Annotated in this window: 14 protein-coding genes and 1 tRNA gene; 8 read left to right on the plus strand and 7 right to left on the minus strand. The window is 33.5% G+C overall.

Translation table 11 applies throughout. The features are described from left to right. The 8 genes from V1468_RS06070 to V1468_RS06105 form a co-directional block, all read left to right on the plus strand. Window positions 1-2,463: DUF7507 domain-containing protein (locus V1468_RS06070; RefSeq protein ID WP_331809351.1), on the plus strand; the 2,463-nt coding region annotated here is incomplete at its 5' end. Window positions 2,464-2,492: 29 nt separating this feature from the next. After that, a complete protein-coding gene (locus V1468_RS06075) occupies window positions 2,493-3,419 on the plus strand; it encodes a PorP/SprF family type IX secretion system membrane protein (RefSeq protein ID WP_331809352.1) in 927 nt (308 codons plus the stop codon). Between the two features lie 10 nt (window positions 3,420-3,429). Then, entirely contained in the window at window positions 3,430-5,403 is a 1,974-nt protein-coding gene (locus tag V1468_RS06080; RefSeq protein WP_331809353.1) for an OmpA family protein, read from the plus strand. Between the two features lie 111 nt (window positions 5,404-5,514). Next, on the plus strand, window positions 5,515-6,042 hold the full coding sequence (gene idi / locus V1468_RS06085) for an isopentenyl-diphosphate Delta-isomerase (RefSeq protein WP_331809354.1): 528 nt from the start codon (window positions 5,515-5,517) through the stop codon (window positions 6,040-6,042). Further along, a complete protein-coding gene (locus tag V1468_RS06090; RefSeq protein ID WP_331809355.1) occupies window positions 6,039-6,449 on the plus strand; it encodes a 6-pyruvoyl trahydropterin synthase family protein in 411 nt (136 codons plus the stop codon). Before idi ends, V1468_RS06090 begins: the two co-directional genes overlap by 4 nt. A 3-nt stretch (window positions 6,450-6,452) precedes the next feature. Then, window positions 6,453-7,424, plus strand: coding sequence for a type I phosphomannose isomerase catalytic subunit (locus V1468_RS06095; RefSeq protein ID WP_331809356.1), 972 nt, complete (start codon window positions 6,453-6,455; stop codon window positions 7,422-7,424). A gap of 60 nt (window positions 7,425-7,484) precedes the next feature. Then, a complete protein-coding gene (locus V1468_RS06100) occupies window positions 7,485-7,754 on the plus strand; it encodes a hypothetical protein (RefSeq protein WP_331809357.1) in 270 nt (89 codons plus the stop codon). Between the two features lie 46 nt (window positions 7,755-7,800). Continuing rightward, window positions 7,801-7,874 (plus strand) — tRNA-Thr (locus V1468_RS06105). A gap of 156 nt (window positions 7,875-8,030) precedes the next feature. On the opposite strand, the gene V1468_RS06110 is transcribed toward V1468_RS06105, so the two are convergent. From V1468_RS06110 to V1468_RS06140, 7 genes are all read right to left on the minus strand, one after another. Beyond that, window positions 8,031-8,738 (minus strand): DUF4369 domain-containing protein, encoded by a 708-nt coding sequence (locus V1468_RS06110; RefSeq protein WP_331809358.1) that lies wholly within the window; start codon window positions 8,736-8,738, stop codon window positions 8,031-8,033. A gap of 52 nt (window positions 8,739-8,790) precedes the next feature. After that, entirely contained in the window at window positions 8,791-10,101 is a 1,311-nt protein-coding gene (locus tag V1468_RS06115) for a DUF819 family protein (protein ID WP_331809359.1), read from the minus strand. 66 nt (window positions 10,102-10,167) lie between these two features. Beyond that, complete coding sequence (locus V1468_RS06120; RefSeq protein WP_076617084.1) at window positions 10,168-10,347, minus strand: Arc family DNA binding domain-containing protein; 180 nt, start codon at window positions 10,345-10,347, stop codon at window positions 10,168-10,170. After that, window positions 10,340-10,849, minus strand: a complete 510-nt coding sequence (locus tag V1468_RS06125) for a hypothetical protein (RefSeq protein ID WP_331809360.1) — start codon at window positions 10,847-10,849, stop codon at window positions 10,340-10,342. Before V1468_RS06125 ends, V1468_RS06120 begins: the two co-directional genes overlap by 8 nt. Further along, the gene (locus V1468_RS06130; protein WP_243472564.1) at window positions 10,849-11,016 is read right to left on the minus strand and encodes a DUF4177 domain-containing protein; all 168 of its coding nucleotides are present in this window, start codon (window positions 11,014-11,016) and stop codon (window positions 10,849-10,851) included. Before V1468_RS06130 ends, V1468_RS06125 begins: the two co-directional genes overlap by 1 nt. Window positions 11,017-11,018: 2 nt before the next feature. Then, window positions 11,019-11,879 carry an SPFH domain-containing protein gene (locus tag V1468_RS06135; protein ID WP_243472563.1) on the minus strand — a complete coding sequence of 287 codons (861 nt, stop codon included), beginning with the start codon at window positions 11,877-11,879 and terminating at the stop codon, window positions 11,019-11,021. A gap of 293 nt (window positions 11,880-12,172) precedes the next feature. Next, window positions 12,173-13,099, minus strand: a complete 927-nt coding sequence (locus V1468_RS06140) for an alpha/beta hydrolase (RefSeq protein ID WP_331809361.1) — start codon at window positions 13,097-13,099, stop codon at window positions 12,173-12,175. Between the last annotated feature and the right edge of the window lie 280 nt (window positions 13,100-13,379).

The following is a 13,379-nucleotide window of genomic DNA, read 5'->3' on the forward strand; positions in this document are numbered from 1 at the left end:
GCAGACACCAATGTCGATGACACGAGTGATGATGGAGATGACACGGACGGCAACACGGAAGACGATCCAACAGAAACAGTTATATCTCAAGATCCAATGTTAGCTATTGAAAAAACTAGTAGTTTAGATTTAGGTGCGGATGGTATGGCAACTGTTGGCGATATTATAACATATACATACACAGTTACTAACATAGGTAATGTTACAATTTTTGATATAAGTGTTACAGAGGACGCTGCAGACTTCACGGGAACAGGAGTATTACCAACACCAGCTTATGTGAGTGGTGGTAGTGATGAAGATGGTGAAGCTGATCTCGAGGATATGATTGTAGGTTCAGGAACGATAGTTTACACAGCAACTTATGCATTAACCCAAGAGGATATTGATGCTGGTATAGTAACTAACCAAGCTGTTGCTAGTGGAACAGGTCCTTTAGGTGATGGTGTTACTGATGATAGTGATGATCCAACAGATCCAACAAGTAATGATGATCCGACAGATACTGTAATTCCACAATTACCAACATTATCTATAGAAAAAACTAGCAATTTGGACTTAGGTGCTGATGGTATAGCAACAATAGGTGATGTAATCACTTATAACTATACAGTAACTAATACAGGTAATGTTACAGTTTTCGATGTTAATGTAACGGAGGATGCTGCAGACTTCACAGGAACAGGAGTATTACCAACACCAACTTATGTGAGTGGAGGTAGTGATGAAGATGGTGAAGCTGATCTTGAGGATATGATTGTAGGTTCAGGAACGATAGTTTACACAGCAACTTATGCATTAACCCAAGAGGATATTGATGCTGGTATAGTAACTAACCAAGCTGTAGCTATGGGTACAGACCCATTAGGTGGTGGAGTTAGTGATGATAGTGATGATCCAACGGATCCAACAAGTACGGACGATCCAACAGATACTAGTATTCCACAATCTCCAAGTATGGATATTGAGAAGACAAGTAGTTTAGATACTGGATCAGATGGAGTTGCTGATGTTGGTGATATTATCACATACACATACACTGTTACAAACACAGGAAATGTAACATTATTTGATATAAACGTTACAGAGGACGCTACAGACTTCACAGGAACAGGAGTATTACCAACACCAGCTTATGTGAGTGGCGGTAATGATGAAGATGGTGAAGCAGATCTAGAAGATATGGTTGTAGGTTCAGGAACGATAGTTTACACAGCAACTTATGCATTAACTCAAGCTGATATCGATGCAGGAATTGTTACTAATCAAGCTGTTGCTAATGGAACAGATCCTTTAGGCGGTAGTGTGTCTGATGATAGTGATGATGGGGATGATACAGATGGTAATACAGAAGATGATGTAACTAATACTGAAATAATTCAAGTACCAATGATAAGTCTTATTAAGACAACATTACCACTTGAAGATACAAATGGTGATGGTATTGCAGGTAGTCTAGGAGATATAATTTCTTATGTATTTGTTGTTGAAAATACAGGTAATGTTACACTAACTAATATTGAAGTTGAAGATTTATTACCAGGTATAAATCTAGTTGGTGGACCTATTGCACAGTTGCTTCCAGGTGAAGTTGACAGTACAACATTTACTGCGACATATGAGATTACTCAAGTTGATTTAGATACAGGATTTGTAATAAATTCTGCTAACGTAACAGCTGAGAGTCCAGGTGGAGATTTAGGCGATCCAACAGATGATGTAAGAGATACAAGTGATGACCCTAACGATACTAATGATAATGATGATAACGGTGATGGTGAACCAGATGATCCAACAGTTACACCTGTTAATTCAATCTTTGATTTAGAAGTTACTAAAGTTGTTGATGAAATTCGACCTGTAGTTGGAGATGAAGTTGTCTTCACTATTGAAGTAGCTAATATTGGAAATGTTACTGCAACTAACGTCGTTATCAGCGAACAAATACCAACAGGTTATGTATTTGTATCAGCAATAACTACAGCAGGAACATATTCAGAGTTTGATGGTGAATGGACAGTTGGGCAGTTAGATCCTGATCAAGTTGAAATTTTAGAAATAACAGTGGAAGTACTAGGCTTTGGTGACTATGCAAATACAGCATTTGTTAATAGTGCTGATGGCGGTATAGATATAGATCCTGTAAACGATGAAGGAACAGCGTCTGTAGATCCAATATGTTTAACCATCTATAATGAATTCTCACCGAATGGTGATGGTGTGAATGAGACCTTTATTATTGATTGTCTAGAGCGATTCCCTAATAATAAGTTAGAGGTATACAATAGATGGGGTAATGTAGTTTATTCTAAGAGAGGATATCTCAACGATTGGAGTGGTACTACAAATGGAAGAGCAGTGATGGGACAATCTGATGAGTTACCTGTAGGAACATACTACTATGTCCTTGATTTAGGTGATGGATCAGAACCAAGAGTAGGATGGTTATATATAAATAGATAAGTAAACAACTATAGAAAAAAGACAGAAAGATGATACGTATATTATCAAAAGCAAGTTTAATTTTAATGGTGTTTACTACACTATTAGCAACTGATTTAAATGCGCAGCAAGACCCTCAGTACACGCATTACATGTACAATACGTTGAGTGTAAATCCAGCTTATGCTGGCCAGAGAGAAACGCTGAGTGTTGTAGGTTTGCATAGATCTCAATGGGTAGGTATTGATGGCGCACCACAGACACAATCTTTGGGTATTCATTCACCATTACGTAATGAGCGTATAGGTTTAGGACTAAATATTGTAAGTGATGCATTAGGACCAGCTAGAGAGAATTTTATTGATGCTAATTTCTCATATACCATTCCTTTAAATGCTAATGATTTGAAATTATCATTTGGCGTAAAAGGAGGTTTACACATGTTAGATTTAGATTGGAGTAAAGGACGTTATCGAGATCCAGATAATGTGTTTAATGAAAATGTAAATTTAATATCACCAACTGTTGGAGCAGGATTATACATGCACACCAGAAAATGGTATTTAGGACTTGCAGTCCCTAACTTTTTAGAGACAGACCATTATGATGATTTTCAAGAGTCAAAGGCAACAGAGAAAATGCATTTTTATGCTATAGGTGGTTATGTGTTCAACCTAAGTGAAACACTAGAATTGAAACCTGCTTTCTTGGTAAAAGCGGTTTCAGGAGCACCTATTATTGCAGATGTATCGGCAAACTTTTGGTATAAAAAGAATTTAACTGTTGGTCTAGCTTATAGATGGGATGATTCTGTTAGTGCACTTGTAGGTTTTCAAGCTACACCAGGAATGTTCATTGGTTACGGCTATGATTTAACTACAACAGGATTAAATAACTATAATAGCGGAACTCACGAAATAACTTTAAGATTTGAAGTTAAGCGATTAGGTAGAATTTTATCACCACGTTTCTTCTAAAAATAAGACTATGAGAACAATTTCAAGATATATAAGTTTAGTTTGTGCAGGTATGTTTGCTTTATCTGCCTTTGCTCAAAACGGTAAAATAAAAAGTGTTGAGGATGACTACAAAGATTTTGCCTATGTAAAAACAAGTGAAGTCCTTCTCGAAGTAGCGAATAAAGGCTATAAGTCTGCAGAGCTTTTTCAGAAGTTAGCAAATTCCTATTACTTTAGAAATGATATGGAAAACGCTGCTAAATGGTATGGTGAATTATTTACTATGAACGATGTGATTGACCCTGAATACTATTTTAGATATGCTATGGCTCTTAAGGGAATAGAAGACTACAAAGAATCAGATAAGTGGATGAAAAAATTCAATGAGCTCAAACCAGATGATATGAGAGGAAGGGCTTTTCTTTCTAAAGTGGATTATAAATCTAACATTGAAGAGTTGAGTAGAGATGATATTGAGCCTCATAATTTAGAGATTAATACAGAACTTTCAGATTTTGGTACTACGGAATATGAAAACGGAATTGTATTTGCCTCAGCTAGAGGAGGTGGTCGTAAATATCGTTGGAACGAAGAGCCATATTTAGATTTGTATTCTGCAGAGAAAACCGAAAGTGGATTTGGAGGGGCTAAAGCAATCGAAGGTAAAGTAAATACAAAGTATCACGAGTCTAGTGCAGTATTTTCACCAAACGGAAAATATATGTTCTTTACAAGAAATAACTTTTATAGATTAAAGTATAAAGAAGATGAAACAGGAGTTAATAGATTGCAATTGTATAGGGCAACTTTGAGTGAAGATGGTACTTGGGACGAAATTCACAAAGTACATTTTAACAGTGAAGATTACAGTGTTGCGCACCCAACATTAAATTTGACAGGAACACGTTTATATTTTGCTTCAGATATGCCAGGTACATTTGGACAGTCTGATATTTTTGTAGTAGATGTAAATGATGATGGTACACTTGGTAAACCAGAAAACTTAGGACCGTCAATAAATACAGAAGGACAAGAATCATTTCCATTTATGGATACAAGTGGTAATCTATTCTTTTCCTCAACAGGTTTTCCAGGATTAGGTGGCTTAGATGTTTTCAAATCTGAAGAATTAGACCAAAAAGTTGAAGGTGGTTCTAATAGAAATTTTCCAATTGAAAATGTTGGAAAACCAGTAAATAGTTCTGCAGATGATTTTGGTTATTACGAGAATTTAGTTACTAAGCGTGTCTATTTTAGTTCAAACAGAGAAGGAGGTAAAGGTAGCGATGATATCTATACGTTTGAAGTACCAGAATGTGAGCAATTAGTATTTGGTACTGTTCAAGATAGTAAGACAGACGAACTTATTCCTGATGCTACAGTTATTTTATTTGATGGTGAAGGAAAAGAAATAGAACGCAAAACGGTTGGTGAAGATGCAGCTTTTGAGTTTGAGCTAGATTGTGAAATGGAATATCTTATCAGAGGTGAGAAAGAGACTTACATCTCTGATGAAAAACGTTTTACTACTCCAAAGAAAAAGCAAGAATTACAATTGCAATTACTCTTAGAAAAAGATGTACAAGAAATCAATCCTTGCGATGATTTAGCTAAGATTTTAGATATTCCAATTATTTATTTTGATTTCGATAAGTCAAACATAAGATACGATGCAGAAATTGAATTACAGAAAGTATTAGCGGTATTGAATAAGTACCCAACAATGAATATAGATATTCGTTCGCATACAGATTGTAGAGGACCTGCAGATTATAACGAAAAATTATCTGATAGAAGAGCAAAATCTACACGTCAATATCTAATAGATAATGGTATCGCTGCAGAGCGTTTAACAGCTAAGGGTTATGGAGAATCGCAACTTGTTAATGATTGTGGTTGCGAGCCTACAAACGAATCTAGTTGTTCTGAAGAAGAACACCAACTTAACAGACGTAGTGAGTTTATTATTACAAGTATAAATGGTAAATCTTGTGACGATTAGGAGTAAGACTTCAAGGATATAGAAATAAAAAATAGCCGTTTAAGTAATTAAACGGCTATTTTTTATGAAATCCTTTACCGTTTTTAGACCTTTAGGAGTTAATTTTGCTTTATGATAGAAGAACAAGTCATCCTTGTAGATGAAAACGATAATAAAATTGGCTTAATGCCAAAAATGGAAGCACACGAAAAAGCATTACTTCATAGAGCTTTTTCAGTATTTGTTTTTAATGATAATAACAAATTAATGCTTCAGCAACGCGCATTGCATAAATACCATTCACCAGGTTTATGGACGAATACTTGCTGCAGTCATCAACGAGACGGAGAAACTAATTTAGAAGCTGGGAAAAGACGATTACAAGAGGAAATGGGATTTGTAACTGAATTGGAAGAGACAACCTCATTTATTTATAAAGCACCTTTTGACAATGGATTAACAGAGCACGAGTACGATCATGTTATGATTGGATATTACAACGATGAGCCAAATATTAATGAAGATGAAGTTGCCGATTGGAAATGGATGAATTTAGAAGATGTCAAAGTTGATATAGCATCACATCCTGAGAAATATACAGCTTGGTTTAAAATTATTTTTGATAAATTTTATGAATTTATAAACGTAAAAAAATCATGAAAGTAACAGTACACAGAAAAGCACATTTTAACGCAGCACATAGACTTTACAGAAAAGATTGGAGCTTTGAAAAAAACGATGCTGTTTTTGGTTTGTGCAATAATCCTAACTTTCATGGTCATAATTACGAACTTATTGCTAGTGTAACAGGTGAAATAGATCCTGAAACAGGCTATGTTATAGATGTAAAGATTTTAAAAGATATTATTAAATCTGAAGTAGAAGATGCTTTTGATCATAAGAATTTAAATGTTGAAGTTCCAGAATTTAAAGACTTAAATCCAACTGCCGAAAATATTGCTGTGGTTATCTATAATAAAGTAAAAGCCAAATTAGACCCTAAATTTCACTTAGAAATTACACTGTACGAAACACCACGTAATTTTGTAACCTATTCAGGAGAATAATTAATGAAGAATAAACTTTATCCTTTAAAATTTAAACCCATATTAAAAGATAAAATTTGGGGAGGTACCAAGCTAACAGAACAGTTTAATAAACCATCTGATTCTAATCAATTAGGAGAAAGTTGGGAAATTAGTACTGTGCCAGGAGATATCTCTGAGGTTGTAAATGGTGAGTTTAAAACTCAAAACCTACAGGATTTATTAGAGCTATATAGAGGAGAATTAATAGGCGAGAAGAACTATGAGAGGTTTGGTAATGATTTTCCATTATTAATTAAGTTTATTGATGCCAAACAAGATTTAAGTATTCAATTGCATCCTGATGATGATCTTGCAAAAGAGCGTCATAATTCCTTTGGAAAAACTGAAATGTGGTACGTAATGCAAGCAGACAAAGATGCTAATCTCATTGTAGGGTTTAACCAAAAGATGAATGATAAAACCTACTTAAAGCATCTTGAAGAAAAGACGCTAACCGAAATTTTAAATTTCGATAACGTAAAAGCTGGTGATACTTATTTTATTGAAGCAGGTCGAGTACATGCTATTGGAGCAGGCGTATTACTTGCTGAAATACAACAAACAAGTGACGTTACTTATAGAGTTTATGATTGGGATAGAGTTGACGATCATGGTAACGAACGCGAATTGCATAATGATATAGCTATAGATGCTTTTAAATTTGATTTAAAAGATGATTTCAGAGTTAATTATAGTAGAGAAAAGAATGTCTCTAATAAAATGATAAGTTGTCCTTTTTTTACGACAAATTTTATCGATTTAGATTCAAATTTAGAAAAGAAAAATATCCATGATTCATTTCTAATCTACATGTGCGTTGATGGAAAAGTAGAAGTTGTGGCGGAGGATTCAAAAGAGATAATCTCAAAAGGAGAAACTATTTTAATTCCTGCATCAGTTAAACATTTTAAATTAAACAGTCATAGTGCTAAACTGCTCGAAGTTTACGTTTAAAAAAGTATGAAAATAATTCAAGTATTCCGTACCTTTGTACGCAAATTAACATAGATTATTATGGCAAATAAGAGAGATTTAAAAAAAGATATCAATTACGTTTTTGGTGATATTATTGAAGCAGTTTATTACTGGGAATTAGAAAATTCAGAAAAGCCGACTAAGGAGAGTGAAGCTATTATTGATGAGGCAATTGCATCTTTTGACGAATTAATTGCTCGTGTAAATGATAGAGGCGTAGAGAACGCAAAGGCTCATTTTAAAGCAATTAACAACGACCTTGAATCTAAAGGTAGAGCATTAATTGAAAGAATTAATAAATTAAAATAAAAGTATTTGCAAAATTGAATTTTAGGTTTAATTTTGCGACCGCTTTGCCGATGTAGCTCAGCTGGCTAGAGCAGCTGATTTGTAATCAGCAGGTCGTGGGTTCGAGTCCCTCCATCGGCTCTAAAATTGAAACTCTAATTACGATTTTCGTAGTTAGGGTTTTTTGTTTTACAAGATTAAATTCTCAATATATGTATTAGATTTTTTTTAAGAATATAAAATCAAAAAGCTCTAATTATTAATTAGAGCTTTTTGATTATAACAGATTATTTATTTCTATTTAGAGCTTCTTTCGGCAATAATTTCACCCAGTTTTTTACCGTAAAATGAATTTTTAATGTTTTCGGTTAAATTATTATATACAGAATCTATATAAACAGGATTTGCAGAAGGAATTTCATATAAAGCTAAATAAGGTGCTATGATATTATCCTTGTGGTTTAGTGCAAACTGAATAGTATAAGAATATTTGCGTTTAAACAACGTTTCAGAAGCTTTGTTTAATGAATCTACAGCTATACTATCATTAGCTTTTTGCGCCAAGAAATTAGCTTCTATTAAGTCTAAATTCTGATCATTAAATCTAGACATTATATTAGTGTATTCGTTGAGTAAATCTTGCTGTTCTGAACCATTAATTTCTGCATCGTAATTAAAATTCTTTAATGTAGTTTTTATTTCAGTAACACCTTTGTCGGCAAAAAACGGTATATAATGCTCTTCACCATCGTTCTTAAATAATTTAAGATAGAGTAGTATAGGCTCTTCTATATTTGTTTTCAATGTAAATTCTGGTTGGCCCGAAATAGACATAGAATCAAGGTTTACAATGGTTGAGTCACCTTCTTTTTGGAGATAAACAACACCTTTTTTTAATCCTTTAATAGTTCCTTTTAAAGTGAAGTTAGTATCATTATCACTTCCGCAAGACACAACAAGTAATAGTAAAGTAAAAAGGCTTAGTGTTTTATATAAATTAGTCATGTTTAGATTAAATTTTTAGGTGCGCAAATATCATATTTTGAAATTAAATATACTAGCCTCCTGCAGCTAATTGCATTAAAATTGTACAACCAATTGCAGCAATGGTCCCTACAGCATAGCCAAAAACAGCAAGCAAAACACCAACAGTAGCTAAAGAAGGATGAAAAGCAGATGCTACAATTGGAGCAGAAGCAGCACCACCAACATTGGCTTGGCTACCGACTGCTAAGAAAAAGTAAGGTGCTTTAATTAGTTTCGCCACAAGAATTAATAATAGTGCATGGATTGTCATCCAAACAACACCTATAGCAATTAGTCCAAGATTATCAAAGATTAAAGTTAGATCCATTTTCATACCAATGGTTGCCACAAGAATATAGATAAATACACTACCAAATTTACTGGCTCCAGCACCTTCATAATTTTTAGCTTTAGTAAAGGAAAGAAGAATTGCAATAAGCGTTGCAATACTAATCATCCAGAAGAATGAGGAATCTAAGAATGTAAATACATTTCTAGTCGTTTCAGATTGAATATTACTTACTACACCTTTAAAAAATGGAGCTAAATATCCAGCACATAAATGAGCAACACTAACGGTTCCAAAAGCGATAGCAACAATAATCATAAGGTCAGTAAGTGAAGGGTTTCGTTTAACTTTTTCAGAAAACTGAGTCACCTTTTCTTTTAAACTTTCTATGGAAGATGTATCGGCTTTTAGCCACTTATTAATGCCATTGCGTTTACCAATACCAAATAGAATGATAGCCATCCAGATGTTGGCAACAACAATATCAACGAAAACCATACCTCCATATAGTTTTTGATTATAACCATAAATTTCTAACATGGCTGTTTGGTTGGCTCCACCACCAATCCAACTTCCAGCCAAAGTAGAGAGTCCTCTCCAAACAGCATCTGGACCTACTCCACCAACAGTTTCTGGAGAAACTAGTGAGATTAATAAAATAGCAATTGGTCCTCCAATAACAATACCTATTGTTCCAGTAAAGAACATGGCAAGTGCTTTCCAACCCAAATTAAAAACAGCTTTTAAGTCTATACTTAAAGTCATTAATACTAGAGCAGCAGGTAATAAATAGCGACTGGCAACGTAATATAAATTAGAGCTGTGTTCTATTTTTGCACCAGTTTCAGAAACTGTAGTCCATTCAGGTGCAATAAGTCCTGTTGTTGTTAAAACAGCAGGAAGCATGTAAGCCATAAATAAGCCTGGTACTATTTTATAGAATTTTGCCCAAAAACCAGTTTTTATAGATTCTGTGATAAAGACTAAACCTAAAGCAAGCATTAGGAGACCAAATACAATTGTATCGTTAGTAAAAAGAGGAGTGTTGTCCATAGTTAGGGTTATTAGTTTCGTGCAAAATACCAAAATAAAGGGCAATAAAAAAGTGACTGTTTCCAATCACTTTTCTTCATCAGGTTTATCTTTCTTTTTGGGTTGTCTGTTGTGTTCTTTTAGATGCTGCATTAGCATCCATTCTATTTGTCCGTTGGTACTACGAAACTCATCTGCTGCCCATTTTTCAATGGCTTTTAGCATATCTTCATTTATTCGTAATGCAAAGGCTTTTTTCTTAGACATCAGTATTTAATTTTGTTTTGTAAGCTTCTAATACTCGTATGGCTTCTTCTTTTTTCTGAGTGCCAATTAATAACTTTTTACCGTTTTTTAGTTGGAGTTGTATGCCAATATCTCCAGATACATTGATGGCTCTTCCTTTAGATTTATTCCATAGTGCACCACCTTTTAGTCCCCAACCACCAAACTCTGTAATAGCATCGTAAGTTCTAACATTGGCAGTTTTTATTTCATTCCATGGTAATAATTTAAATTTTAATTGAAACGGAAAAAATTTATAACGAATACCATCTTCATCAATCCGAGTATGCAATTTAAAAACGAAAATAAAACAAGAAGCAACAAGAATAATAGCTAGACTACCTATAAATTCTAAAGTTGAAAAAGACGATGGATTATCTAGATATTCTCTTGTAATAACAAACAAAGGAACTATTGCACTCACAGCAATGAGTACAATAATCCATGTTTGGTTAAATCGTTGTTCTTCTTTAAAAATTCGCATTATCTATTCTTGTCACGTTCAAAAACTATAAACGATATCATATGTTGGTTTGGTGTAATCTCTGCCAATCTCCAACCTTCTTTTGCGTACTTGTTTAGAATTTCTTCTAATCGATCCGTATGGTTTTTCCAACCTAGTTTTGGCTTTATAACTTTATATTCTTTCATGCTTAATGACTTAAAGTTCCGGTATTAACTACAGGAGCAGCCTCTTTGTCTCCACAAAGTACGACCATAAGATTACTTACCATTGCAGCTTTACGTTCTTCATCTAGCTCAACAATTTCATTTTTGTTTAGTTCTTCAATTGCCATTTCTACCATACTTACAGCACCTTGTACAATCTTATGTCTGGCAGCCACAATTGCTGTTGCTTGCTGACGCTTTAGCATAGCATTTGCAATTTCTTGTGCATAAGCCAGGTAGCCAATTCTTGCTTCTAAAACTTCAATTCCAGCAATGGATAAGCGCTCATCAATTTCTTTTTCTAAAGCTTCACTAACTTCGTTTACACTAGAGCGAAGGGTAATGTCTTCATCATGTCCTTCATCAGCAAAATTATCGTAAGGGTACATACTTGCTAACTTACGTACTGCAGCATCCGTTTGTACTCGCACAAAGTTTTCGTAGTTGTCTACATCAAAAGCCGCTTTGTAAGTGTCTTGTACGCGCCATACCAGAATAGTACTAATCATTACAGGATTTCCAAGTTTGTCGTTTACCTTAAGACGCTCACTATCAAAGTTGCTTGCTCTTAGAGAGATTTTCTTTTTGGTATAAAAAGGGTTTACCCAATAGAAACCATTCTTTTTAATAGTACCAACGTACTTACCAAATAATAGTAATACTCTAGATCCATTTGGCTGTACCATGACAAAACCAAATGCCATAACCAACGATAATACAATAGTAATAATTGGCCAAGGTGTTTTTAAAGTAATCATAGTAGCTATGCTTCCAAAAAATACTAATAAAAACAGAAATAGCATAAAGTAGCCATTTGCAGGGACGATGATTTTTTCTTCTTTCATGTTAAAAAATTTAATTGGTTAATCATTAAAATCAATATGATATTAAAATGATATCATAAAGATATATAAGATTAGTGTCTGCTTCCAAATAATTGTTACAATATTTATGAAAAAAAATAAAAAATAGAGTTTGGCATGCGGTTTGTTATATACTAGGTGTAATGGTTACAGCGAGAGTTACAATCGTAACAACACTACAAAATCGTGACATTACATTTTGGTTGGTTAGTTAGTAAAAAAGCATCTCATTTTTGAGATGCTTTTTTTTGATTTTACAATATTTAGAGTAGATTTTAAGCGTTTATAAAAGCAACAATAGCATCAACAAGTTCTGTAGAAATTGATCTAAAAGCTTCATTGTAAGATTTTGAGTTTTCTAAATCATCACCTTTAATTTCGAAGAAGACATGATTCATGTTTTCAATAATTTTTAATTCGGCATCTTCATTAGCATCTTTTAATAATTGTGCTTCTTCCTCTGATACTTGAAGATCTTTTGTGCCATTAACAATAAGCACAGGAATCTTTAATTCGCTAATAATTTCAGTAGGATTGTATTGCATCCAGTTAATCATAAATGGTTGTAAGTCTAAACTAAAAACCGAAGCTAATGCTTGCGGATACTCTGTAGTGGTTTCTCCTTTTTTTAATTTGTCCACTACTTTTTGGGCTTCTTCACCGAGTTTAGGTGCCATTTTTGTAACCTGATCTACAATAACATCTCCAATGTTTTGACCTGCACCAGCCAACGAAATAAAGCCATCAGCGTTTTCTTTTGCTGCAATCATACCTACTAAACTTCCTTGACTATGACCAATAACATAGATTTTTGAATATGCTTCTTTTTCTTTAAAATAATTAATAACACCTTCGGCATCACTTACAAAGTCATCAAACATTATGTCTTTATCTACATCTCCTTTTCTTATTTGTTTTACAATGCGTTTATCGTATCTAAAGCTTGCAATACCTTTATTAGATATGCTTTCGGCGAGTTTCTTTAAAGAGTTATTTTTAAGAAAATTTTGGTTTCCATTACGGTCTGTAGGACCAGAGCCAGCAATAATTATTACTAAACTAGGTTTATCCACATCTATTGGAGTTAATAAAGTACCGTCAACCCATTTTGTTATAGTTAGGTCTTCTATTTTAAATCTAGGTTCTTGACTAAAAGATAACGAAGCCAATAAAAAGCTAAGGACTAATAAATAATATTTCATATCGGTTTATTTATACAGTAAAGGTAGTTGATAATACTTTCTAAGTATAGTTTTTCAACTTTTTTAGAGAACTTTTATTATAATTTTCCATACAATTTTATTTTTTACAAGTGTGCATTTTATCGACGAAATGCATGTTTTTGTCTTTAAATGTTAAAATTAAATGCATTTCATCGATTAATAGTGTTTTTAAGCGACAAAATTAAAACCTAATTATATATTTGAAGTGTACTAAAATTTAGTTTTTAGTTCAATGGATTAATTAATTAATATTTGCATT

Source organism: Winogradskyella poriferorum (assembly GCF_036553625.1).
Lineage (GTDB): Bacteria > Bacteroidota > Bacteroidia > Flavobacteriales > Flavobacteriaceae > Winogradskyella > Winogradskyella poriferorum.